This is a genomic window from Thermostichus vulcanus str. 'Rupite' (assembly GCF_022848905.1).
GTDB classification, from domain to species: Bacteria; Cyanobacteriota; Cyanobacteriia; order Thermostichales; family Thermostichaceae; genus Thermostichus; species Thermostichus vulcanus_A.
In genome coordinates, this window is sequence record NZ_JAFIRA010000001.1 from 227,412 (window position 1) to 251,325 (window position 23,914).

General features: G+C 54.9%; 25 protein-coding genes and 2 pseudogenes. 17 read left to right on the top strand and 10 right to left on the bottom strand.

What is annotated here, in order from left to right; all coding sequences use genetic code 11:
- Positions 1-10 precede the first annotated feature (10 nt).
- Positions 11-1,054, top strand: a complete 1,044-nt coding sequence (locus JX360_RS01010; RefSeq protein ID WP_244348511.1) for an amidohydrolase family protein — start codon at positions 11-13, stop codon at positions 1,052-1,054.
- A 70-nt stretch (positions 1,055-1,124) separates the two neighbouring features.
- A pseudogene (locus JX360_RS01015) lies at positions 1,125-2,282 on the top strand (DUF3095 domain-containing protein).
- A gap of 83 nt (positions 2,283-2,365) precedes the next feature.
- On the opposite strand, the gene JX360_RS01020 reads toward JX360_RS01015, so the two are convergent.
- On the bottom strand, positions 2,366-3,991 hold the full coding sequence (locus tag JX360_RS01020) for a sensor histidine kinase (RefSeq protein WP_244348514.1): 1,626 nt from the start codon (positions 3,989-3,991) through the stop codon (positions 2,366-2,368).
- 171 nt (positions 3,992-4,162) lie between these two features.
- Here JX360_RS01020 and JX360_RS01025 point away from each other — a divergent pair, with 171 nt between their 5' ends.
- The 6 genes and pseudogenes from JX360_RS01025 to JX360_RS01050 form a co-directional block, all read left to right on the top strand.
- Entirely contained in the window at positions 4,163-4,954 is a 792-nt protein-coding gene (locus JX360_RS01025; protein WP_244348516.1) for a response regulator transcription factor, read from the top strand.
- Positions 4,955-5,311: 357 nt separating this feature from the next.
- The gene (locus JX360_RS01030; RefSeq protein WP_244348517.1) at positions 5,312-6,865 is read left to right on the top strand and encodes a CmpA/NrtA family ABC transporter substrate-binding protein; all 1,554 of its coding nucleotides are present in this window, start codon (positions 5,312-5,314) and stop codon (positions 6,863-6,865) included.
- A gap of 99 nt (positions 6,866-6,964) precedes the next feature.
- Positions 6,965-7,795: a nitrate ABC transporter permease gene (gene ntrB / locus JX360_RS01035; RefSeq protein WP_244348520.1), complete on the top strand. Its 831-nt coding sequence runs from the start codon at positions 6,965-6,967 to the stop codon at positions 7,793-7,795.
- A complete protein-coding gene (locus JX360_RS01040) occupies positions 7,795-8,682 on the top strand; it encodes an ABC transporter ATP-binding protein (protein ID WP_244348606.1) in 888 nt (295 codons plus the stop codon). The genes ntrB and JX360_RS01040 overlap by 1 nt, the downstream gene beginning before the upstream one ends.
- Positions 8,683-8,754: 72 nt before the next feature.
- Positions 8,755-9,201, top strand: coding sequence for a cyanase (cynS, locus tag JX360_RS01045; protein WP_244348523.1), 447 nt, complete (start codon positions 8,755-8,757; stop codon positions 9,199-9,201).
- A gap of 116 nt (positions 9,202-9,317) precedes the next feature.
- A pseudogene (locus tag JX360_RS01050) lies at positions 9,318-9,593 on the top strand (DUF1348 family protein); the annotation flags it as partial.
- Positions 9,594-9,601: 8 nt separating this feature from the next.
- Here JX360_RS01050 and JX360_RS01055 read toward each other — a convergent pair.
- Entirely contained in the window at positions 9,602-10,069 is a 468-nt protein-coding gene (locus tag JX360_RS01055; RefSeq protein ID WP_244348526.1) for a DUF4359 domain-containing protein, read from the bottom strand.
- Between the two features lie 130 nt (positions 10,070-10,199).
- Between JX360_RS01055 and prfB the strand changes: the two genes are divergently transcribed.
- Together prfB and JX360_RS01065 are read left to right on the top strand one after the other, a co-directional pair.
- Positions 10,200-11,328 (top strand): peptide chain release factor 2 gene (prfB, locus tag JX360_RS01060; RefSeq protein WP_244348528.1). Its coding sequence is split into 2 segments (ribosomal slippage): positions 10,200-10,271 and positions 10,273-11,328, totalling 1,128 coding nucleotides; the frame shifts between segments, so codons are not numbered across the junction.
- 122 nt (positions 11,329-11,450) lie between these two features.
- Complete coding sequence (locus tag JX360_RS01065; RefSeq protein ID WP_244348530.1) at positions 11,451-12,125, top strand: DUF3318 domain-containing protein; 675 nt, start codon at positions 11,451-11,453, stop codon at positions 12,123-12,125.
- A gap of 31 nt (positions 12,126-12,156) precedes the next feature.
- Here JX360_RS01065 and JX360_RS01070 read toward each other — a convergent pair whose 3' ends face one another.
- Positions 12,157-13,110: an asparaginase gene (locus JX360_RS01070; RefSeq protein ID WP_244348532.1), complete on the bottom strand. Its 954-nt coding sequence runs from the start codon at positions 13,108-13,110 to the stop codon at positions 12,157-12,159.
- Positions 13,111-13,255: 145 nt separating this feature from the next.
- Here JX360_RS01070 and JX360_RS01075 point away from each other — a divergent pair, with 145 nt between their 5' ends.
- The 4 genes from JX360_RS01075 (at position 13,256) to JX360_RS01090 (ending at position 16,534) form a co-directional block, all read left to right on the top strand.
- Positions 13,256-14,032 carry a sirohydrochlorin chelatase gene (locus JX360_RS01075; RefSeq protein WP_244348534.1) on the top strand — a complete coding sequence of 259 codons (777 nt, stop codon included), beginning with the start codon at positions 13,256-13,258 and terminating at the stop codon, positions 14,030-14,032.
- An 85-nt stretch (positions 14,033-14,117) separates the two neighbouring features.
- Positions 14,118-14,864, top strand: a complete 747-nt coding sequence (gene cobA, locus JX360_RS01080) for a uroporphyrinogen-III C-methyltransferase (RefSeq protein WP_244348536.1) — start codon at positions 14,118-14,120, stop codon at positions 14,862-14,864.
- A gap of 22 nt (positions 14,865-14,886) precedes the next feature.
- Positions 14,887-15,675: an ABC transporter permease gene (locus tag JX360_RS01085; RefSeq protein WP_244348538.1), complete on the top strand. Its 789-nt coding sequence runs from the start codon at positions 14,887-14,889 to the stop codon at positions 15,673-15,675.
- Positions 15,676-15,868: 193 nt separating this feature from the next.
- The gene (locus JX360_RS01090; RefSeq protein WP_244348540.1) at positions 15,869-16,534 is read left to right on the top strand and encodes a response regulator transcription factor; all 666 of its coding nucleotides are present in this window, start codon (positions 15,869-15,871) and stop codon (positions 16,532-16,534) included.
- A 36-nt stretch (positions 16,535-16,570) separates the two neighbouring features.
- Here JX360_RS01090 and JX360_RS01095 read toward each other — a convergent pair whose 3' ends face one another.
- A complete protein-coding gene (locus JX360_RS01095; RefSeq protein ID WP_244348541.1) occupies positions 16,571-16,834 on the bottom strand; it encodes a sulfiredoxin in 264 nt (87 codons plus the stop codon).
- 166 nt (positions 16,835-17,000) lie between these two features.
- On the opposite strand from JX360_RS01095, the gene JX360_RS01100 reads away from it, so the two are divergent.
- Complete coding sequence (locus JX360_RS01100; RefSeq protein ID WP_244348542.1) at positions 17,001-17,924, top strand: hypothetical protein; 924 nt, start codon at positions 17,001-17,003, stop codon at positions 17,922-17,924.
- Between the two features lie 47 nt (positions 17,925-17,971).
- On the opposite strand, the gene JX360_RS01105 is transcribed toward JX360_RS01100, so the two are convergent.
- From JX360_RS01105 to JX360_RS01115, 3 genes are all read right to left on the bottom strand, one after another.
- The gene (locus tag JX360_RS01105) at positions 17,972-18,931 is read right to left on the bottom strand and encodes an orange carotenoid-binding protein (RefSeq protein WP_244348544.1); all 960 of its coding nucleotides are present in this window, start codon (positions 18,929-18,931) and stop codon (positions 17,972-17,974) included.
- 117 nt (positions 18,932-19,048) lie between these two features.
- On the bottom strand, positions 19,049-19,369 hold the full coding sequence (locus JX360_RS01110) for a hypothetical protein (protein ID WP_244348546.1): 321 nt from the start codon (positions 19,367-19,369) through the stop codon (positions 19,049-19,051).
- Positions 19,370-19,439: 70 nt separating this feature from the next.
- Complete coding sequence (locus tag JX360_RS01115) at positions 19,440-19,757, bottom strand: hypothetical protein (RefSeq protein WP_244348548.1); 318 nt, start codon at positions 19,755-19,757, stop codon at positions 19,440-19,442.
- Positions 19,758-20,008: 251 nt separating this feature from the next.
- On the opposite strand from JX360_RS01115, the gene rnc reads away from it, so the two are divergent.
- Positions 20,009-20,737 (top strand): ribonuclease III, encoded by a 729-nt coding sequence (gene rnc / locus JX360_RS01120; RefSeq protein ID WP_244348550.1) that lies wholly within the window; start codon positions 20,009-20,011, stop codon positions 20,735-20,737.
- The gene (locus JX360_RS01125) at positions 20,734-20,934 is read left to right on the top strand and encodes a hypothetical protein (RefSeq protein ID WP_244348552.1); all 201 of its coding nucleotides are present in this window, start codon (positions 20,734-20,736) and stop codon (positions 20,932-20,934) included. Before rnc ends, JX360_RS01125 begins: the two co-directional genes overlap by 4 nt.
- A 52-nt stretch (positions 20,935-20,986) precedes the next feature.
- Here the strand turns inward: JX360_RS01125 and JX360_RS01130 are convergent, their stop codons facing one another.
- From JX360_RS01130 to JX360_RS01140, 3 genes are read right to left on the bottom strand one after another with little or no spacing between them, the layout of a single operon-like run.
- A complete protein-coding gene (locus JX360_RS01130) occupies positions 20,987-22,300 on the bottom strand; it encodes a sensor histidine kinase (RefSeq protein WP_244348554.1) in 1,314 nt (437 codons plus the stop codon).
- Complete coding sequence (locus tag JX360_RS01135) at positions 22,276-22,971, bottom strand: response regulator transcription factor (RefSeq protein ID WP_244348556.1); 696 nt, start codon at positions 22,969-22,971, stop codon at positions 22,276-22,278. Before JX360_RS01135 ends, JX360_RS01130 begins: the two co-directional genes overlap by 25 nt.
- Positions 22,971-23,639, bottom strand: a complete 669-nt coding sequence (locus JX360_RS01140; RefSeq protein ID WP_244348559.1) for a hypothetical protein — start codon at positions 23,637-23,639, stop codon at positions 22,971-22,973. Before JX360_RS01140 ends, JX360_RS01135 begins: the two co-directional genes overlap by 1 nt.
- Positions 23,640-23,914: the final 275 nt, after the last annotated feature.

Here is a 23,914-nt window from a genome sequence, read left to right on the forward strand (position 1 = left end):
ACCCCAATTTATGGCACTTCATGCTGAGTTGCACCGCCACCTGGGCGGCTCTGTTGTACCGAGAATTCTGTGGCGCTATTTTCATCGCCAGGGATCCCCTTTGGCGGAGCGCTTTCCCACCTATCCCGAATTTGAAGACTTTTACACTCGCCCCCGCAACACCCTTGAGGATTACCTGGAACTGCACACCCTGGTGGAGCATGTGCAAACCCTAGAGACTCTGCCCTATTTCATCTATCGTTTGTTGCGGGGGGCCTATGTGTTCGAAGATTTGGCCTATCTGGAAATTCGCTATACCCCCTATCTGCGCACGGATCCCAGCCTAGATGAGGCGGATCGGCTCAAGCAAATGCGCCAGGTAATCGAGACGGTTGGCCAAGCCAGCCAACAGCAAGAGTACCCGATCGTCACCAGCCAGATCCTGTGTTTGCACTCCCGCCTGCCTAGCCACATTAATCGAGCCATGCTGGAGGCGGCTGTCGAGTCAGACTATGTGTGTGCCATCGACCTAGCTGGAGGAGACAAACCCTATCGGGAGCGCATGGAGGAGTGGATTGAGCTGTACAAATACGCCTTGGCTCGGGGCCTCAAAACCACCGCCCACCTCTACGAAACCTTGGATGGCTGCCACCCGGAATTGTTGCCCTATGTCTCGCGGATCGGGCATGGCATCCAAATTCCGCTGCATTACCCGGAATTGCTCCCGGAACTGGCGCGCCGCGGACAATGTTTGGAAGTGTGCCCCACCACCTATCTGAAAACGGGCACTCTACCCAGTCTGGATCCCCTCAAGATTGTCTTTGATCGCTGCTTTGAAGCGGGAGTCGATATTGCCATCTGTACCGACAATGCCGGTTTGCACAATGTGCGGTTGCCTTTTGAATATGAGAACCTGCTCACCCACGACATTATTAACTTTGAACAGTTAAAACTTTGTCAGGAGGCGGCCTTCCGCCATGCTTTTGCTTGGCCCTACAAGGATCGTCCGGCCTCGCTGTTGTCGGAGTTGCAGCAGGGGGTAGCGGCGGCATCTTTGGTGGCGCTCGAAGCCTGAGTCGTGGGACAGACGGGATCCCTGGCAATTCGGGTTCTCCTAGAGTAGGAAAGGGATCCATCCTGGGGCTATGGCCAATTTTTACGAGCAATTGGCGGTGATGGAGAGCCTACAGGATGTGGCCAACCTCGATCAGTTCGCGCGGATCCCGGAAGACTGGTGGGTGGTCATCACCGATATTCGTGGTTCTACCCAGGCGATTGCGGCAGGTCAGTACAAAGCAGTGAACCTGATCGCGGCCTCCTCGATTGTGGCTGTTCTGAACGGGGCCAGGAATGTCGGGATCCCGTTCGTGTTTGGCGGGGATGGGGCTTCTTTGGTGATTCCGGCGCAGTTGTTAGAACCGACTCGGCAAGCCCTAGTGGCAACCCAAGCTATGGCTAAGCAAGCCTTTCAACTGGAGCTGCGGGTGGCTTTGGTGCCGGTGGCTGTTGTTCACCAAAGCCCCTATGAGTTGCGGGTGGCCAAGTTGCGGGTGTCGCCTGAATATACCCAGGCCATTTTTATGGGCGGGGGATTAAAATTTGCCGAGGCGTTGATCAAGGATCCCCGCACTGCCCCTCAATTTGCCGTGCAGTGGCCTCAGGGATCCAAGCCACAAGCAGACTACAGTGGGCTGGAGTGTCGATGGCAGGATATCCGTAGCCCCTATGGAGAAACCCTCAGTCTTTTAATCAGTGCCACCAGTCCGAATGAACGACAAAGCACCCAGATTTACCAGGAGGTTCTGGAGCAGATCAAGCGCATCTATGGAACGGGATCCCAGCGTCGCCCGGTGAGCTTGCAGTCTTTGCACCTAACCTGCCAAGACCGACAGTTGCAGTTAGAGACCTTGGTGCATCAGGGTCGGCAACCTCTGCTTGTACAGGCTTGGTATCGGCTCCGGCTGAAGTTGGAAAACCTTTTGGGTTGGTGCCTGATGCGCTTGCACTTGGGGGTGTAGGGAAACTATCCCCAGCTGGTGGTATCCGCCACCGATTTCGAGGAGCTGGACGATTTGCTGCGCATGGTGATCGCCAGTAGCCCCGACTAACGACAGCGGTTGACCCAATACTTGGAAACCCGCTTTCGCCAGGGAGAACTGGCCTACGGGATCCACATTTCCGATCGGGCTTTGTTGACTTGTTTGGTGTTTGAGCGGGATGGTCGGCAGGTGCATTTTGTGGATGGAGCCGATGGCGGCTATGCTTTGGCGGCCAGGGACTTGAAAACTCGCCTCAACCTCTGAGTCCAGCTCTTGCGCAGGTTTTCCACAACAAGGCTGGCACCCTTGAGGAACCTTGAAAGGTTGTAAAAGAGTCCTGGGGTGGCTCAAGGGGTAGGGGCCAAATCCCGATACCGATAATGCCGGGGCAAGCGAACCCGAAAGGTGGTTCCTGCTCCCACTTGGCTACTCACCTCGATATGGCCCGCCAACAAATCGATCAGCCGCTTGATGATGGCTAAGCCTAGCCCTGTTCCCGGAATCGTGCTGACATTGCTACCCCGATGAAAAGGGTCGAACAGGTAAGGTTGATCCTCCAATGGGATCCCAATGCCCTGATCTTCCACTTCAAAAACAAACCATTCCTGCTGACACAAGAGACGAAATTGGATCACCTGTTCTGGGTTGGAATACTTAATGGCGTTGGAGAGCATGTTTAGCAGAATCGAGCGCAGCATGGAGGGATCTAAGTAAGCATTTTGCTGTGGGCAATCGGACTGGAATTGGATGTTTGCAGCCGTGTGGGTGAGTTGTAGCTCACGAATTACATCTTGACAACACTGAACCAGCTCAATTTGAGCTGGCTGGGGGGAGAGTTTACGAGCATCAGTGCGACCGATCAACAACACGTCATCCAGCATTTGCGTCATGTGTTGAATATCCGCTTGGATCCCTTGCACATAGCGATTTTGGTCAGCCTCGGAGAGTTGATGTCGATAGCGTTCTAGGCAGGTGACGGCGAAGAGAATGGTATTGAGAGGAGTGCGAAATTCATGACACACCATTGAGACAAACCGCGATTTCATCTCGTTCAACTCTTGTAGTTGTTGATTGGCCCGTTGTAGTTCAGCTGTTCTTTCCTGCACTTTTCGTTCTAGATCTTCGTGGGCTTGTTTCAAGGCTGCTTCTGCCCATTTGCGTTCCGTGATGTCTCGAAAGGTGACCACTGCTCCCACCAAGCGGCCTTGCACATCTCGCATCGGAGTACTGGTGTACTCAACCGGAAAAGAACTGCCATCTTTGCGCCAAAACACTTCATCCACCACATGATGTACCTGTCCATCGCGGAAGGCAGCATAGATTGGGCACTCAGTGCGAGGATAGGGGGTACGGTCGGGATGGCTGTGGTGCAACAGATCGTGCATAGAGCGTCCGATCAATTCTGCGGTTGACCAGCCGATCATGCGGGCGGCGGCAGGGTTGGCAAAGGTGACCATGCCATTGGCATCGAGGCCGTAGATTCCTTCCCCGGCTGAGTTGAGGATCAGTTCATTTTGTTGCCGCAGCTGATTAAGGGTTGCATCAGTCTGGCTAGGTGCAAGGGATCCCTCAACTCTCATGCATTGCCACAGATGAGGCGTGGGATCCCATAATCCCCAACCTTGCGGGCGTGGAATCGCGATCCAAAGCGGGGGCACTGGATGGTCATGCGGACGAGCTAAGAGCGTAGCTAGGGCTTCCTCCACCGTCAGGGATCCCTGTAAAACCTCCGCGGGCAGCCAGTTCTCTTGCATGTCTTCTAGGCTGAGTGTGCTCAAGGGATCCCATCGGGCCGGATCCAGCCGCCAGTCAGCCACCTGTGCACGGGTGAGGATCCCCCGCAGAGATAGAGGATCGAACTCATGCTCAGCACCGACAATCACCGCCCCAACAGTACCTGGCGTGTGGATCAAGGCATCGGCCAACTGCGCTAGGCTCCATTCTGGGTGGGCAACCAGAGCTGGTTGGGCCATTGGTGCTAGGTGGGAGCAAGACTTCCATAGGATCTCATTCGAAGAAAGTCGTGTGGACATAACCCAGTCAGTCAAACCCTTAGGATGCTTCTCACTTAACGGTATCTCCCGATACTACAAGAGTTCGTAAGACTGGCTACCAAGAGACCCATATCCTTAACCATCGCGACTGTGTCCAGAGTATTGGTGATCGAAGACGAGCCCCGTACCCGCCAGATCTTTCTGCATTGTTTACAGCTGGAGGGATTTGAGGTGTTCGGGGCAGAAAATGGCCGTCTGGGACTGGAGCAAGCCCGTACCCATCGACCCGATCTGATTATTTGCGACATTATGATGCCGGAGTTAGATGGCTACCAAGTTCTGCAGACTTTGCAACAGGATCCTACAACAGCATGGATCCCGGTTATCTTTCTGACGGCGAAAGTTGCTAGGCAGGATGTGCGGCAGGGGATGGTGTTGGGGGCTGATGATTATTTAACCAAGCCCTGCACCGTGGATGAGTTTTTGACCACGATCAATGCCCGCTTGCGCAAACAGGCTTTTCTCCACCACAGGGCTTCGCTAACTTCAGCCATTAACACTGCCGATAGCCATTCCACCGATTCCAAAAGAGACTTTCAGTATCCCACTCATCCTAAGCTAGCTGCCGTTTTTGAGTATATCGAGGCCCATTATGCCGAACCGATTGACTTGACGGATGTTGCTCGTGCAGTCGGCTATTCACCGGCCTATTTGACCACCCTATTACGCAAACAAACTGGTCACAGTGTCAAAGATTGGATCACCGAACGACGCATGGCAGAAGCCAGGCGACTTTTACGACACAGCCAAGCCTCGATCAAGCACGTTGGACAAGCTGTGGGATATGTGGATCCCGCCTATTTTGCCCGCCATTTTCGACAAAGGCACGGGATCCCACCACTTCTTTGGCGAGAGCAACAGGGGAGGTTCTTCCAGGCTTGAACCCATACAGAACCCATACAATTGTGTTTTTGTACCTCATGCCTCAGGTTATTCATGTTTTTGCCGTAGCTGATGCTACAAAACAAGCCAAAAGCGTAATCTTCTAAATTTTGTCCTGATTTAGAGAAAATATCTCCTTGTGATCGGGAACGGTATTTCCAAAAGAAGCCGCTAGGATATTCTCAATGCTGAAGGAAACATTGAAGCGGGCCTGGGTGCGCCTCATTTGCGGATTGCGGTGAGCGGGATACCAGAGAGAGTTTGGTTTGCTTTCCCACAGATCCTGTTACGCGGGCCCAGGTTAGATCTGACTGTCTGTTCTCCCTCGTTTGCCCTTTTGAGATGGGTACAGGTTTTATGCAATTCTCCATGGACAAACTCTTCACTCTTGATTTACAACGCTGCGCCTGTGGGGGCTTTCATGCTTCCCAAGATCACAGTGAATTTTTCGCGTCCATGCCCCAAAATCCAGCGGACTTGGCAGATGACTTGATCAAAATGGGGGTTTACAAGCCACAGGTGTTGAAACTGGCGGATCAGATCAGCCGCACTGAGATGCTAGAGATGCTGGTTTTGGAGCGGTTTAGTCGGCGCAACCCCGAAAAGGAGCCGATCTTGCGGGAGATGATCCGGCAGGCGGGGGGCCTCGATCAAGCGATGGTGGCGGCATTTGGCCCCCAAGCCTCTGAGTTTTTCACGGATACCCTACGGGCTGGCCCCTACTCGCGGCGGCGCTTTTTGACCCAGGTAATGGTGGCAGCTTCGGTAATCGGGTTGACGGCCACGCAAGGGCACCCGGAACTGTCTACTCAAGCTCAGGGATCCCTGGAAAAAACGGATCTGCGAATTGGGTTTATCCCCATCACCTGTGCCACTCCGATCATCATGGCGGAACCCCTAAAGTTCTACGAGAAGCACGGGCTGAATGTGCAGGTGGTAAAAATGCCCAGTTGGGCTGCCGTGCGGGATTCGGCCATCGCTGGGGAACTGGATGCCTATCACATGCTCTCCCCGATGCCCATTTCCATCACATTAGGCCTGGGATCCACTGCTTTCCCCATTAAGCTGGCCAGCATCGAGAACATCAACGGCCAAGCCATTACTGTGGCCAACAAGTACAAAGACACCCTCAAAGGCCCTGCCGACTTCAAAGGCTTCACGATTGGGGTTCCTTTCCCCTACTCGATGCACAACCTCTTGATCCGCTACTACCTGGCCACGGGTGGTCTTAATCCCAATACCGATGTGCAGATCAACCCCGTGCCACCTCCGGATAGCGTGGCTCGTCTGACGGTGGGGGATATTGACGCCATGTTGATGCCGGATCCCTTTAACCAGCGGGCGGTGTTTGAGGGGGTGGGCTTCCTTCATATGGTTAGCAAAGATCTGTGGCCGGGACACCCCTGCTGTGCGTTTGCGGCCAGCCAAAGCTGGATCGATGCCAACCCCAACACCTTCCGCGCTGTGAACAAGGCGATCATTGATGGGGCCAACTACGCCAGCCAAGCAGAAAATCGAGCCGAGATCGCCAAAGCCATTTCCCCACGGGAGTTCCTCAATCAGCCGGAGGAAGTGGTTGCTGCTGTGCTGACGGGCCAGTTTGAGGATGGCTTGGGCAATACCTTCGACATCCCCGACCGCATTGATTTTGATCCCTACCCGTGGCAGAGCTTTGCCTACTGGATCACCAGCCAGTTGGTGCGCTGGGACTTTTTGCCTGAAGCCGATGCCGATTACTCTCAGATTGGTCAGGACATCTTCTTGACGGATCTGGCCCGTGAGCTGGCCCAGGAACTGGGACAAACCCCACCGACAGAAACGCTGCGAACCGAGACCCTGATGTTCGATACGTTCGATCCCAGCGATCCGGCTGCCTACATTCAGGCTCAGATCGAGCGGTTTGGGGTTTAGACCCCCGGGTGGGATCCCATCTGTTTGGCTTGAACAGTTGTTGCGGATCCCGTCCTTTAAGATTTCTTTAGGTTTTCTCCTTCACCCGTCGGAGGTAGTATGGCGTCTTCTTCCGTGTCGCCAGGGCGATGGATCCGTTCAATTTTGCCCGATACCAATCAGCAGGCATTGGCCTTGTTCGTGCTCTCGTTCCTCCTTATTTTGGGGGTGTGGGAAGCTGGAGCCCGCTGGGGTTTGTTTTCTCCGTTAATGCCCCCCGCCAGCAAGACCCTGGTGGCCATTTGGGAGTGGATTTCGGATCCCTTTTATGATTATGGCCCCAACGACAAGGGGATCGGCTGGCATCTGCTGGTGAGTTTGCGGCGGGTGGCGATTGGTTTCACGATCGGCTCCTTGATTGCGATCCCGTTGGGGGTGCTGGTGGGCCTTTCAGAGGTAACCTCACGGGCGATTGACCCCTACATTCAACTGTTGAAGCCGGTCTCGCCCTTGGCCTGGCTGCCATTGGGTTTGGGGATCCTGAAAAGCTCGGAAAATACCGCCCTGTTTGTCATCGCCATTACCAGCATTTGGCCGACTCTGATCAACACCAAGTTTGGGGTCAGCAATGTGGATCAATCCTATTTGAATGTGGCTCGTTCCCTGGGGGCTTCTCGGTGGCGCACCATATTCAAGGTAATTTTGCCTGCTGCTGCACCCAACATTGTGGCTGGTTTGCGCATCAGCATTGGGATTGCTTGGTTGGTGATTGTGGCTGCGGAGATTCTGGTGGGGGGAACCGGCCTTGGCTATTTTGTGTGGAATGAATGGAATAACCTGCAAATCACCAGCATCATCACCGCAATTGTTGTTATTGGCATGGTGGGTTTGTTGCTGGATCGCTTATTTGGTTTGTTGCAGCAATGGGTCGCGTTTGGGTCCAGATCATGATGGTTACCTCGACTGCTTATTCTTCGTCCTCTGGCTCTGTCGGCTCGGAGCGGATCCCGCAACTGCAACTACGCCAGGTCACCAAGATCTATTCCGGTCGGCGTGGCCTGATGGATCGAATCATTGGTCGGGCTTCGGTTGATTATGCGGCCCTCTCTCCCATTGATTTGGTGGTGGAGGCCAATACCTTTGTCTCGATCATCGGCCCCTCTGGCTGCGGTAAATCTACATTGCTAAATATCATCGCTGGGCTGTCGCAACCGTCTACTGGCCAGGTGCTGATCAACGGTGAGGAAGTTCACTCTCCCGGCCCAGATCGCGGCATTGTCTTTCAAAACTATGCCCTCATGCCCTGGATGACAGTGGAGGAAAATATCCGCTTTGCAGTGGAAACGGTTCACCCCCAAATGCCCTTGGCTCAGCAGAAACAGGTGGTGCAATCGTTTGTCGACTTGGTGGGGTTGCGGGGGGCAGAGAAGAAACATCCTCATGAGCTGTCGGGTGGGATGAAACAGCGGGTGGGTATTGCTCGGGCACTGGCGATTGATCCACAAATTTTGCTGATGGATGAACCGTTTGGAGCCTTGGATGCCTTGACCCGTGGTTTTCTTCAGGATGAAATCGAGCGGATCTGGGAGTCACAGCGGAAAACCGTCATTTTGATCACCCACAGCATTGAGGAAGCCCTGTTGTTGTCGGATCGGATTGTGATGATGACCCGAGGGCCAGGAGCACGTATTGCTCAAATTTTGGATGTGCCATTTGCCCGTCCGCGTCACCGAGATAGTTTGGATCAGCAGCCAGGCTATCACGAGCTGAAGGCAGCGATGGAACAGCATCTCTCCCAAGAAACCCGTGCCGTTGAGGAATCACGCATCCGGGTTTGAGAGCTCCATCCAAGTTGAGTCAGTTGCACAGTTAGCACAGTTACTTGTTTAGGCATCGTTTAGGAGTTTGTAATGAGCATAGCCATTCCCGAGATCACCGAAAAACTCTTGGCAGCAAAGGCCGAGAAAGGTCTAACATTCGCTGATTTAGAGCAGAAGATAGGGCGGGATGAAGTATGGATTGCAGCGGTTTTTTATCGCCAGGCCAGTGCTTCCCCAGAAGAGGCGAGTAAAATCACTGAAATTTTGGGGTTGGATGCTGCGGTGGCCAAACAATTAACCGAGTGTCCCCTGAAAGGCTTGGGGCCAGTGGTGCCGACGGATCCCTTGATTTACCGCTTTTATGAGATTATGCAGGTCTATGGTATGCCAATTAAAACGGTAATTCATGAGAAGTTTGGTGATGGCATCATGAGCGCGATTGACTTTACGTTGGACGTGGAAAAGGAAGAGGATCCCAAGGGGGATCGCGTCAAGGTGATCATGTCTGGCAAGTTCTTGCCCTACAAGAAGTGGTAGAGGGCTGTACTGTGTCGGGGTAATGCCTGATAGCAGCTGATGATCTAACACAAAGACCAGCGGCTGAGATAGAACTTCCTATCTCAGCCTTTTCTTCTCATTTCATTCCTGATTCTATGAATCCACAATCTGAGTCAAAGCCTCCTTTCCCTCCCTTTAGTCTAGAAACAGCCGCTCTCAAAGTGCGGATGGCAGAGAATGCCTGGAATAACCGGGATCCCCACAAAGTTGCCTTAGCCTATACGATCGATAGTCTGTGGAGAAATCGATCTGAATTCATCACCGGACGGGAGCAAATTATCCAATTTCTTACCCGAAAGTGGAATAAAGAACTGGAGTATCGCCTGATCAAAGAGCTTTGGGCCACCACGGATAACCGTATTGCAGAAAGACGGGTCAACTAGGGGGTTTCTCGAATTTCGACAATCTCGTAGGTATAAAACCGGCCTGCTCCTGCAAGGGTGGCAAAGCGATAGGTGGGCAGGGATCCGCCGAGGGGGCCGAGGTTGAGCAAGGATAAATCTGTCGTGTAGAGACTGAATATTCCAAAGTTTTGCCGGCGGGTTTGGCGAATAAACAGGGCTTTGAGTTCGGGTTGCAATTCTTGCACGAGGGCCTGACATTCCCCGATCAAGCTATTCAGAAAAGCCGGGATTTGCGCACAGTACTCCTGCGTAACATAGGCGGCCAGTTGTTCCCCTGCATAGGCTCCGTACTCTTCTAAAGTCGGGTTGGTCAGGACCAAAGTGGTGATGCCTGCTGCCAAGATAAAGCCTGAAAGCAGCGATAGCCTGTTCAGCATATCTGGCTCTCCAAAACGGGATCCCTCCCCATGCTCCTGCGCAACATGGCATTCGGCCAGGGGCATCGGGGCAAAAGCCCTTTCCTAAAGTCACAGGATTGCCAGCAGCAGCAAATGCTGGGTTACGGGTGAGCCTCAGAGGTTAGGATGGGATCCCAAGCGCAGACACTACAGACACCGTTCAGATCAGAATCCTATGGAACTTGCCGACTTGAGACGGACTCTGGAATCGCTCACCTTACGCCTGGGCAATGCTCAGGACTATCTTTGACCTGCCTAACCTGGAGCAGCAAATTGCCATCATGGAGCAGGAGGCCTCGCAACCAGAATTTTGGAATGATGCCGAAGCCGCCCGCCGCCAAATGCAGCAACTGAATAGCCTAAAAGCCTCTTGGGATCAGGTGCACCGCTGGAAAGACCGCCTCGCCGATGCCGAAAGTGCACTGGAACTGCTGCAGGAGGAACCCGATCCAGATCTGTTGGCTGAGATGGAGGGATCCCTGGCTGGGGTGGATCAAGAACTTAGCCAATGGGAACTGCAACAGTTGCTCTCCGGCCCCTACGACAAAAATGGCGCCATCCTGACGATTACGGCGGGTGCAGGGGGAACCGATGCTCAGGACTGGGCGGAAATGCTGCTGAAAATGTACAGCCGCTGGGCGGAAAACCAGGGATACAAGGTGAGCCTATCGGAATACTCGGAGGGATCCGAAGCCGGGATTAAGTCCGCCACCCTGATGATCGAAGGCCCTTACGCCTATGGCTACCTCTCGGCTGAGAAGGGCAACCACCGCATGGAGCGAATTAGTCCCTTTAATGCCAATGGCAAACGGCAAACCAGCTTTGCCGGGGTAGAGGTGATGCCGATTCTGGAACCGGAAAACGAGTACGAACTCAAAATGGAGGAGTTGGAGTTTGAGACTTCCCGTTCCGGTGGAGCGGGTGGCCAAAACGTTAACAAAGTAGAAACAGCCGTCCGCGTGATCCACAAACCCACAGGTATTGCTGTGCGCTGTACCGAAGAACGCTCGCAACTGCAAAACAAAGAGCGGGCCATGCAAATTTTGAAGGCCAAATTGATCGAACTTGAGGAAGAAAAACGGCGGCAAAAGCTAGCGGAAATTCGGGGTGGCATGGTGACCCAGGGCTTTGGGGGGCGCATCCGCACCTATACCTTTGATCCCTACAAGCTGATCAAAGATCACCGCACCAACGCCGAAACCTATAACGTCGATGCTTTCATGAACGGGGAGCCGAGTGAGCTGATGCACTTTATCCATTCTTATCTGCGGCAAGAGACCGCCAAAGAACCTGTCCCGATTTGACATCTCCATGTAAACGAGGCATGGAGTACTGCAGGCTTTGTTGGAGGTCGTCTGCAGAGAAGGCTAGAATCCCTTACTATATGGATGCTCTCCAGCCGCTCCCTCAACCTTACCGATCCAGCATGTACACCATTTCCGAGTTTGATCGCCTGATCCAGTTTCTCCCGGTGGAGATCCGTCCTGAAGTTCAGATCGAGATCGGTACTCCCGACCAATCTCGAATTGTGCAGCCCCTGTGGCGCTTCCCGTGGCAAAAGTATTCCCGCTTCGCCATCGACCTCAGCCGCTGGCAAAAGCTGAGCAGTGATCAGCAGAAGATCTACTTTTTGCGCGAGGCAGTGATGGCCACTGAGCTGGCTTTGGGGGATAACTGGTCAGCGTTGTTGCTCTACCCGGCGTTGATCGGGGCGGGCAGTATGGGCATTTTGGTGGAGCTACAGATGGGGGATAACCTTGGCGTTGGCTTGGCAGCAGGGTTGGCTGCTTCAGCGGTATTTCTGTTGCGCAAAGCGGAAAAAGGTCAAAAACCTCAGGTGGCTGCTGATGAGTTTGCAGTGCGCTATGCTTCCCAGAATGGCTATACCTCCGAGCAAGCTGCTTCCATTTTGCTGAGTGCGCTACAACAGGTGGCGATGATGGAAGATCGAGTTAAAAACGACTATGACACCACGATGCGCCGCCGCAACTTGGAGTTCTTAGCCCAGCGGGGCCTGGGTACTGGTACTTTAACCATCAACCCCAAGTACCGCAACAAAGGCCAAGGCTCTAACCCCAACCCCAATCCTTATCAGCGTTGAGCCTTGGGCCTTGGGACAATCCGCAATCCCATCAGGCCATGCGCAGCTCCCCTTCTACCTCCAGACGGGTATAGGGGCCAACGGAGAGAAAGCGTTCCCCTAGCATTTCGGCAGCCGCCGGTTGAATCCAGCCCATGCGCTGGAGTAGGTGCAGGGCAAGGGCATATTTGGCACGTGCGGCTCCATCTTGCACTTTAATGGCCAAACCCATGCCTTCTCCCACACGGCCAATACACTGGATCCCTTCCGCACCGGACTTGCTGACTAGCTCCCCCTGGGTGGCTCGCATCAGCTCGGTATCGAAGTGCCCACTGCCGGCCACCATTTCCGGCTGATGAGTCATGGCCCGCGCCACCAATTCCAGATCCGCCCGCTCTCCAGCCGTCAGTTGGGCGAAGAGGGAGGCCATTTGGTTTAGTTGCAACTGGTAGGTGGGCACACCACAGTCATCCCGGGCACATAAAAATTCTTCTGAGGGCATTTGCAACAGTTCCGCCAACTTGGCCCGCACCAGCGCTTGGACCGGATGTTGCCGCTGAGCGTAGTCCTGTAACGTCCAGTTTTGGGTACGGCTGGCCATGAGCATACCCGCATGTTTGCCGGAGCAGTTGTGACACAGAGGACTGGGCTTCTCGGGTGGGGTGGGGCAGATCAACAGCTCTGGAGCCAGATCCGCTCGCCACATCATGCCGAAGACTTGCCGAGCATGGGCCATGGTGCCCTGATGGGATCCGCACATAATGGCAATATCTTTTTCGCTCAGACGATAGCGCTCTCGGATGCCGGTGGAGAGCATTGCCAGCGCTTGAAAGGGTTTGAGGGCAGAACGGGCAAAAACCGCAGCCGTACTGTTGCCAGCCATCGCTAGAGAACGTCCACGGCTATCGGCCACAACCGCTTGGCAATGATGGGTAGATTCGGTCAAGCCCTCCCGCAGCACATGGATCAACAATTCGGGGGTAGCGGAACGATTCTCAAATGACATGAAATCCTAGGGAAGGGCTGATTAAGCCGGACAACAGGATGTACACCATCCAAATCATACGCGAGGAGTTGTTGTGATCTTTCTGTAATCTTTCAAAATGGAACATCAGAATGGAACAGTCCTGTTTGGATCCCGAATCCTGGCCATGCCCTTATTTCCACTGGTGTTTTTGGTTTGCCATGGCAGCCGGGATCCCGAGTATCAACAGGCTTTGGCGGATTTGTTGGCGCGGGTGCGGCAGCGGATCCCGTTGACGGTGGAGCTAGCCCAGCTGGAAGGGCAGCCTCTGAGCTTGGCAGACCAAATCGATCACCAGCTCCAGGCCCGTTTGCCGCGTCAGGTGGGGTGGTCGCCCGGTCGGGTGGTGCTGCTGTCGCTGTTCATGGGGGGGGGATCCCATGTGGAGGAGGATTTGCCCGCAGCGCTGCAACAGGTACAGGCCCGCTGGCCACACCTGAAAATCCGGCTTACCCCTCCGATTGGAAGCCATCCGGCTGTGTGGGATCTGCTGGCGGCTCGTATTCATACCCATCTGCAGGATGCTTCCGAGCGGGCGGATGCCTGGATTGTGCTGGCCCATGGCAGTCGTCTGCCGGGGTTTGCGGCTCAGTTACAGGCCGGGATCCAACAATTGGAGCAGCGCTTGCCCGGGATCCCCTTACACATGGCCTTTGTCGCCCAACCACCGATGTTGGAAGCGGCTGTCATTCATTGCTTGCGCTTGAGCCAACATCACCTGCGGTTGCTGCCGTTTTTTCTGTTTCCAGGCGGGCTGCTGCGCGCTTTGCACTCTCAAGCCCAGCAGTTACAACGGGAATGGCCGCTGCTGAAAATCCAGGTGGAGCCGCCCCTCTGGCAAGATCCACTCTTGATCGAGGCGATTGCCGACACAGTTGAGGGGGCTTTTCCAGCGCTAGAATAGGGCTTCCCTAGAACTCCACGAGGGTTTCCATCACCATCATTTCCATAGGCATTCTCCTGTATTCTCCGAAGGACTGAAAAACCGTATGGGCAAGGTGTATTTGGTGGGGGCAGGGCCAGGGGATCCGGGGTTGCTGACGGTGAAGGGGAAAGCCCTGCTGGCCCATGCGGATGTGGTGATTTACGATGCCCTGGTGGGGGGGCCAATTTTGGACTTGATCCCAGCCAGCGCCGAACGGATCTATGCCGGCAAAAACCGGGGCGCTCATACGCTGCCTCAGGAGCAGATTACAGCCCTACTGATTGAAAAGGCCCAGACTGCAGCGGTGGTGGTGCGCCTCAAGGGTGGGGATCCCTTCGTGTTTGGGCGGGGCGGGGAAGAAATGCTGGCTCTAGTACAGGCGGGGATTGCCGTAGAGGTGGTGCCGGGCATTACGGCGGGAATTGCGGCCAGTGCCTATGCCGGGATCCCCTTGACCCATCGGGAGTTCAGCTCTTCGGTAGCCTTTGTCACGGGGCATGAAGCAGCGGGGAAATATCGCCCTGAGGTGAACTGGCGGGCTTTGGCGACGGCGGTGGAAACGCTGGTGGTGTACATGGGTATGCACAACCTCAGCCATATCGTGGCGGAATTACTGGCAGGCGGTAAGGCCCCCGATACCCCGGTTGCCCTAATTCGCTGGGGTACGACTCCGCAGCAAGAGATTCACCTGTACCGGTTGGATCAGTTGCAGAGGCAGCCACCCGATGTCGCTCCACCGACGGTGGTGGTGATTGGTGCGGTGGTCAATTTGGCCATGGTATTGCCCCACTTTAGCCCCTTAGGGTTGTAGAACATAAAACTCTGATGCAAGGATGCAAGCCTTCTTTCGCAAACTGGGTGCTCTCTTTTCCACCTACTACGCCTACATGCTGGAGTATCGGGCTGAGTTGATCCTGTGGGTCTTGGCCGGATCCCTGCCTTTGATCATGATGGGGGTATGGAGTGAAGCAGCCCAGACAGGGGATTTTTCCCTCTCCTCACTGGAATTCATCCGCTATTTCCTGGCAGTGTTCATTGTGCGGCAATTCACCATCGTCTGGGTGATCTGGGAGTTTGAACGGGAGGTGGTGGAGGGCAAGCTATCGCCGCGGCTGTTGCAACCGATGGATCCGGTGTGGCACCACGTCACGAGCCATGTGGTGGAGCGCTTAGCTCGCCTACCCTTTACCCTGCTTTTGATTGGCCTGTTTTTTGGGCTTTACCCGCGAGCCTTTTGGATCCCGTCCCTGATGCAGGTGGGGCTGGGATCCCTGGCGGTGCTGATGGCGTTTACGCTGCGCTTTTTGATGCAGTACACTCTGGCCCTACTGGCCTTTTGGGTAGAACGGGTAACAGCAGTAGAGCAATTTCACTTTTTGGTGTACCTGTTTCTGTCGGGGGTGATCGCCCCGCTAGAGGTGTTTCCGCCTGGGTTGCGGCAGATCGTCTCCTGGACGCCGTTCCCCTACTTGGTTCATTTTCCCGCCAGCCTTTGGGTAGGGATCCCGGTGGATATAGGGCGTGGCTTTGTGACCGGATTGGCCTGGATTGGGCTTTTTTGGGTTGTGAATCGCTGGTTATGGCGGAAAGGGTTACAACAATACTCGGGGATGGGAGCTTAAACGGCCTAGAGCTGAATTTGAGCTATAAGATCTTGATCATGATCAGTAGTTCACCTCCACAGGCACTGTGGATCCAGCAAGACAGCCTCGGATTCAGTCACTATCATGGGGCAAGAATCTATTCCTAAGTCTTGCCCCGCTTGGCAGATAACCCCCTCTTTCTTTCCCCGACAGCTTCCCCCTTGAGTCAGCAATGAAGCGTGTACTGGTCGTAGATGACGATCCCCTGTCACTAAAGGTGCTGAGCCGCCACCTCACTCAGCATGGCTATCGGGTTTACACAGGTGCTTCCGGTATAGAGGGCTTACGCCTTTTTGCCCAGGAACAACCGGATGTGGTGGTTTCGGATGTGGTGATGCCGGAAATGGACGGCTTCGAATTCTGTCGGCAACTGCGTCAGCAGCGGGGCGGAGAGCTCGTCCCCTTCATCTTTCTTTCGTCGCGGGGGGAAGTGGATGACCGAGTGCAGGGCTATGAATGGGGGGCAGATGACTACATCATCAAACCCTTTGAACCACTGGAATTGGTGGCCAAAATCGAAGCCCAGATTGAACGGTCTCGCCGCACCCAATCGGAAATTCTGCGCCTGATCCAACAGCAACCCCAGGCAAAACCCGAAGCGTCGCCCCGCCCAACTCCGGCTGAGCTGCCCCTAACCGCTGCCGAAGAACGGGTGTTTCGGGAGGTGATTCGCGGCTCCACCAACAAGCAAATTGGCGAGAAACTGTTCATCAGCCCGCGCACGGTACAAACCCACCTGACCAATATTCTGAGCAAGCTCTCTTTAGAGAACCGCTCGCAGTTGGTTCGTTTTGCCTATGAACGGGGCTACAGCGCCGAAGAGGAACCGACGGAGTGATGGGATCCTCTAGGGTTGACCAGGGAAGGGATCCCGTCACGCCAAATGCAGTTTCAAAACAGCACGCGGCGCCTTCCGGACTCGACAAGGGATCCGCTCTTTGCCCAACCGGGTAAAAGCTTCGTAACGGTGACAGCCCGAAAACCCGTAATATTCTCCTTCCACCTCCAGAACCTCAATCGGTTCTTGCAGGCCAATTTCATCGATGGAAGCCATCAGCGCTAGCACCTTATCCGGATCCGTTTGACGCGGCAGCGGACGGCGAATTTGGGCAAGCGGAATTTCTCGAATCTGAGCCATCGGGAGTTCACTCTCAGTTGACGATAAGCTCCTTAATCATACTCATTATGACTTTGCTCTATCAAGATATGAGCAGTAGGGATGGATTCTCCAGTCAGGGCATGGCAGGATAACACCATTCGCAGCTGCGCCTCCTTCACCCCTTCGATCAGGAGCCAATACAGTCATGTGGCAAGCCCTCAAAGCTTTATGGGCAAAGATCGCTGGTCAAGCCCCCCCAGTTCCCCCTACCTCCTCGACCCGCAAGCCTGTCCCTTCGCCATCCCCTCAACCCAAGCAGCCTCCTGCCAAAGATCTCTCCACTCGCGCTACAACTCCAGTTCCACGACCTGATCCCAAAGCGGCTACCTCTGGTCGGGATCGGGATCCCTTGTCGACATTGGATGCAGTCTCGACCAAAACCCCCACTGCCCCTGATAAAGCTTGGGATGCCTTTTCCGCCATGAGTGCCACCGCAGACAAGAAGGAATCCACCGGGTTGGAATCGGGTAAGCCGGCTGAGGATGCCACCGATGACTTTATGCAAATGCTTGTCGGCAAGCGCCCAGCCCCAACGGCAGAAACGGCCCCCCCCGAACCGCAAGCACCAGAGGAGAAAGCCGTACCAGAACCTATCTCTGAATCCCCTGACTCCTCTGAGATCACTTCGGACATTTCCCCCCCAACCGGAGAAGCTCCGAAAATGGTTTCAGGGTTTTCTGAGCCTGGGGTGATTCCCCCTGTTCAGCCAGCGGAAAAACCGACAGACTCACCAACGGGCGAAGCGTTTCCCAAGGCTGTGCAGTCCCCCATTCTGCCAGCTCGACCCACGCCCACTGCCGAGAGCATCAACAGCTTCGGGGCCAAGAGCAATATTGGATCCCGGATTTCCAGCATCGCTTCCTCCACCAGCAGTGATCGGGCTGTTAGCTCTATTTCCACTGCCCGACTGCGCCAACCGGAATATGCGCCAACCGGAATAAAGCATAAAGATAAAGCCAAAGGATCATCCCTCTGGCTTCAAAAAAACTCTAGACAAAAACAGGCGCATCCCCATCTGGAGAACACCTACTTAATGTCCATGCGCAATCGCCCATTCTTTAATTTATAGGGATCCCTTCCCTAGAACAAACAGGGATCCCTTGGGTCTTGGGATCCTCAACGGATGAAATTCAGCAGTTCCTTGGGTGAGGCCAGCAGGTCAATCGCCACAAAGAAAATCTGATTCTCCGGGTTCAACAAAAATCGCCAGGCCACATTCATACCGACATTGCCACCAAACCAGGGGGTCTGCACTTTTCCAGTCACCTTAATCTGTGTGTAGCCATCTTCGGCAGGCTCAGACACCCCCCGCTCCGGCAAAAGTTTCAAGTTCTGGCACTCCTCTCGGAAGAAGCGCAGGATGGCCTCAGTGCCGACGATCGGACGCTGGAAGGGTGGCTGTAGAGCTCCATCTGGCGTGAACAGCTTGATCAGAGCATCGAAATCGTTGGCATTGAGGTTGTCCATATAGTTGAGGACGGTGGGATTGGTGATCCCCTCAATAGAAACCTTGGTGCGCTCCGACATGGATTTGGGAGGCACTACGGGTTCACTGACGCGGTTAAACTGGCCCAACTTGGCCGGGTCGTAGCCCATGTCCACCACTGCATTGCGCAAAATCGTGATCTGTTGGCCGGAATCAGCCGCTTGAATAGCTTGCAACACAGCAGAAGCATTGGCGGAGAGGCGGTATCCCTCCGGAATGGGGGCAACGATCCCTTCCTCCATCCACTTGCCCAACTGGTACCAGAACCCCAACTTGACGTTCGGTGACCAAACAGCATAGGTGCGACAAATGGGAGTATCGGCGCGGTTGGCCAAGTCGCACATGGCTTGGGTTTGCTCCCGGAAGGACATTTTCCGGAACTCTTCGAGGGTACGCTCGGCCAGAACCATACTGGCTGCACCAGGGGCGGCAATGGTGATGGTTTTGCCCATTTCTAGATATGCAAACCAGATCAGGGCCAGTTGGTCTTCTGCACTGAGCTGGTTAAATCGGGCAATGGTTGCAGGGACAACATCCGCAGCAAGAGTCTCCGGAAAGATGGTGCGAGCGGTCTCTACGTTGTAAGGCATGATTCAGTCCTATCGGTAAGGGGCTTCAAACGTTCAAGCTCCATTCCTCACCTTACCGTTAGTTACGAAAAATGTAAAAAAATGTAAACAAGCAAACAGGCTCAAGGGTGGGATCCCCTACATGCGCGCCAACGAGGTAATCTTGGCCAGTTTGTCGCGGCTGAGTCCCTCCAGATCTCCTAAGTGCAGCCAGCCCTCCCGTAGCAACTCCGCAAACACAAAAATCAAACTCGGGTAACTGTAGTCATACTTGCCGTCAATCTCGTGGCGACGGGCACTGAGAAAGTCATGCAGCCGCCAAAGATCTTCTAAGCGGGCGATGGAACCGGCTTTGGCCCGTACATCCTGAATCAGAGTGGAGGTTTCGCGATCGTAGGCGTTCTTAAAAGCAGCTTGAGCAATTTGCTGTTCGGCGGTGGACCAATCGTGAGCGTTCATGGGCGATGCAAAGGCAAGAGTTTATTAAAAATGCTTTACATAGATTAACATCTTTGTTCCACGGATCCCCTCAAGCGCTTTCCCCAGCAGCCCGTTTTTGCAGAGTGAGCAACAAAGCTTGCCATTCTACGGGATCCCGATAGACCGAAAGCAGATCCTCCATCAGGCCCGCATCCTCTTCAATGTCCTGTCTAGCCCAAGCGGAGGGAGTTGTTCCAAAGTCTCGCTGTACAGTTTTGGGATCCCTGCGGGTTTCTCGATCCAGGGCTTTGACGCGAGTGCGTCGCAACAGGTAAATCACTTCATCCAAAAGCTCCTGCAGGGGTTTGCCCTCTTCTGCGGCAATGGCTTGTAGTTGGTCAAGCGGCGAGAGGGACTGCGTTTCCATCCTGATCTCCATAAAAGACTCTGATCTGCACGAAAGATCTGCACGCCAGGATCGTAATTCTATTTGGGTGTGGTGCAGCTTGCCGTGGGCAATTGGATAGCGTCAAAGGGCTGGGCGGAGGTCATCTATTCGAGCAAATGAGATTATTGGAAATGTCATTTTTGTGTAGAGCATGTGTAGAGCAGCACCAAGAACCGTTTTCCGACAGCAACCCGCGAGCTTAGGTGATTGAGATTTGAGTCTTAGGTTTTATGTCTGAGTCTGAGCTGATCCCGCCCCGTCGCCGTGCCCTGGAGCACCTTCTGAGCCGTCTTGGGTTCAAGGATGCGGCTTTGCTGGCGCAACTGCGCTGGGATCTGTTGGATCAGGCCCTAATTCACCCCTCTCTGGATAGTCAGCGAAATAATGATCGTCTGGAGTTGTTGGGGGATTCTGTCCTACGGATTTTGGCCACGGAATTCTTGTTTGAGTCTTACCCAGATTTGTCGGTGGGAGAGTTGACCGCCATTCGCTCCGATTTAATCAGTGATGCTCATTTGGCGGAACTGGCGGATCTGCACGGCTTGGAGCGCTACCTGGAGTTGGGATCCAGCTCCCAGAAAGATTTGGCTGGACGGGATCGCCGACTGGCAGATGCCTTCGAGGCGCTTCTGGGATCCTTTTACCTCAGTTGGGGGATCCATACCCTGCCCAACCTACATCCTTGGTTGGATCCCTATTTGCGCCGGCGGGTGGAGGAGTGGTTTCAGGATCCGACCCGGCGCAACCCAAAAGCAGCATTGCAAGAGCTTACCCAACGCCTGTGGGGGGAGCTGCCAGAATATCGCCTTGTGGCGGCGGAAGAACATCCACCCCACTTCACTGTAGAAGTTTGGGGTAATGGGCGATGCTGGGGCCGAGGTGAGGGCCGTTCGAAAAAGGCTGCTGAAATGGCTGCTGCCGCTGTAGCCTATGGGCAGTTACACTCGGAGGAAGCATGAGACACCTCAGGCAAACCAGCCGCCACTACGAGCTGGCCAGTTGGTTGTTCTTGGTGGGGAGCAGCCTGTTTGGGGTGAGCGAGTTGATGAATTTGGGTACTGATTTGAAGGTCATGCAAACGCTGCTAGGGGTAGTGGCCAGTCTGCTGTTTACAGTGGGCAGTGGTCTATTTGTGCTGGATGCGCGGCAGCGCTGAAGAAAACATGTGCCAGAACAGAGTCAAAGCCGTGGGTGGCTGGGGTAGCGGATCAACCCAAGCGGGGCAGGATCACCCGGAACACTGTGCCCTGATGGAGACTGCTGCTAACGCTGATCCGGCCACCATGAGCTTCGACAACCTGCTTGGCGATCGCCAGTCCAAGACCGAAGCCATCCCCTGATCCGACGCGGTAAAAGGGCTCGAAGATGTAGGGCAGATGTTCAGCAGGGATCCCACAGCCGTCATCTGCGATGGTGATCATCAAGGGATGCAACGTTAAGGTCAGTGTGACCTCGCTGCGGCAATAGCGCTCGGCATTGCGAAGGATATTGTCCAAAGCCTGCCGCAGTAAGCCGACATCGGCCTGAATCCAAACCGGTTCTTCTGGTAGGAACCTCTTGACCCGCCCCTGCCAGGATTGCAGTAGAGCCGTCAAATCGGTAGGTATCAAGTTCAGTGAGCCACCCTGAGCGCGTGCCAACTGCAATAAGTCGTGCACCAAACCACTCATTCGCTTCGCCGTAGCCACCACGGTTTCAAAGCAAGCCAAGCTCTGCTGCCGATTGGCAGCGGCTTCCTCCGGATCCGCCACCGGACTGTGCAACAGCATCAAACCCACCTGGGTATTGCTCAACACCGCCGCCAATGGCGCCCGCAGCTCATGGGAAGCATTGGCCGCAAAACGCCAAAGTTGCTCATTGGCCAGCTCCAACTGTCGCGATCGGGATCGGAGCTCTTGCTCCTGCCGACCAAACAGCACCATTGCTCCCCCAACTGCGCCAAGCCCGATGAGAGCCAAGAGATAGAGACTGTTTTCGCTGCGGCGATAGCGAGCTTGCAAACGGGCCTGGCGCTCCCGCAGATAATCGGCCTCAAGGGCAGCAAACTCCTGCAGTTGGTTGCGAGTGAGGGTCAACGTGTCGGTCGCTTGGCTAAGCCAGACAAACAACTCCTCTGCTGTCATCTCATAAGCATCCGCGGGCCCTAAACTCAGCAGTTGCCGATCGAGCAGAGCCACACTCTGAACCAGCAGATCCCCCAACCTCTGCAGACGCTCGTATTGGGTAGGATTATCCCGCACCTGCTCTAGAAGTTGCCCTTGGGTAACCGTCAGCTCCTGAATTGCCGCCTGGTAAGCGTCAAGATAGGGTTGCTCCAGGGTTAGGCCATAGCTCTGCGCATTCACCTCCGCCTCAAGCAACTGTCGGTTCAGCATTTCCGTGGCCAGCATCACTTCCAGCGTATGGGCCACCCAGCGCTGATCCGCCCGATACCAGCGCTGAAAATTGGCAAATGTCAACAGGGCTGCCCCGAAGCAGGTAATCGGTATGGCCAGGATCAGCCAACCGACTCGGCGATCCAACCAGATGGATGGAGACGGTAGCCTAAACCATGGACGGTTTCGACCCAGTCGTTGCAACCCAGCGGGCTGAGCCGTTGCCTGAGTCGATAAATCAGGCGACTGATGGCGTTGCTCTCGGGCTCCGATCCCCATTCCCACAAATTCGCCTCCAGATAATCACGACTGAACACCCGTTGGGGCTGGCGCATCAGCAACTCCAGCAGTCGGAACTCCTGCGGCGTCAGCATTACGGTTTGGTCACCATAGCGTGCTACCAGTGTCATCAGATCCAACTGCAACCCAGCAACCGTTAAGCAATCCCCCAACCATTGGGGCGAGCGTCGCCCCAGCGCCCGTACCCGTGCCAGCAACTCCGGTACATCCACAGGCTTGACCAGATAATCATCGGCTCCCGCATCCAAGCCCACCACTACATCTGCGGTTGTATCTCGGGCTGTCAGCACCAACACCGGTGCCCCTTGACCCGCTTGACGGAAGCGACGACAGAATTCAACGCCACTGCGACCCGGTAGCATCCAATCCACGATCACCACATCGTAGTCTTTGCCCTGACAAAGGCCCTCAGCCGTCTCTGCATCAGGAACCGCATCCACCAGGTGCCCCCCTTGACGGAGGGCGACCTGGAGGGGCACCCGTTGAGTCGGATCATCCTCAACCAACAGCAGTCGCATCAGAAGCCTCGCTCTGCCGCCAGAAGATGGGTTGCTGCCTTGGCCATTTCATAGGCAGCTCGGTGCTCTGCCAGAATGCGAAAGTCAGTGGTGAAGTTGACCTCTGATGGGTTTGCGGTTGCCAGCTGCTGGGCTTGCTCAACAAGCCTGCTGGCAACTGGATTCACGGCGTCGCCACTGAAGTTAAGCTCTGCTTGAGCCCGAAACAGACGTTCTTGAGCCCGAAAAGGAGCGTCAAAGTAGCTGCGGCTGGGGGGTTCAGGTTGACCATAGCGACCCACCTTGTAACCCAGTTCACCCTCGTAGAGGGTTTCTGCTGCCTCAAACAGGGCTTTTGCTGCTTTGGCCAACTCGCGCGCCCGGAAGAACTCCCCAGCTGCCTGGGCAGTGCGCGCAGCTTCAAGAGCAGCATATCCCTCATCGGTCAGCTCTGTGGCCAACCTATTGCTCACCTGAGCGGCCAAACGCTCCACACGGAAAGCCTCCTCTGTTGCTTTGTGAATATCGCGAAGGCTCCGCTCCGCTGTACGTCCAGCAAAGCCAGGAGCAAAGGCCGGGATATCACGACCCCGCCCGCGGCTACGCTGCGCCAGTGCCGCATCCGTTGGCAACACCAGGGAGAGGGCCAATGCCGAGAGCAGGGCTGTTTTTAACAAAGGCATCATCATGAGTGTGTCCTCATTGGGTTCCAATGCTTGTAGTGTGACAAGCCCAGATGACCTCAAGATGACAGCCAGAAAATACCGAAAATGCTGGTCGGCTGTTTACGAAGAGCTCAACAACAGCAAGCAAAAGGCAATGCGCTACAGAACCAGGACTTGTATATTCTGTCGGGTCACTTGCCCATAGGGATTGCGTCGGGCCAGTTGGCCGGTCGAACCCTATCTAGGATCCCCCTGCGGGTTTTGGCTCGCTAGCCCACTCGTTCTGGATCCCTCTGGCC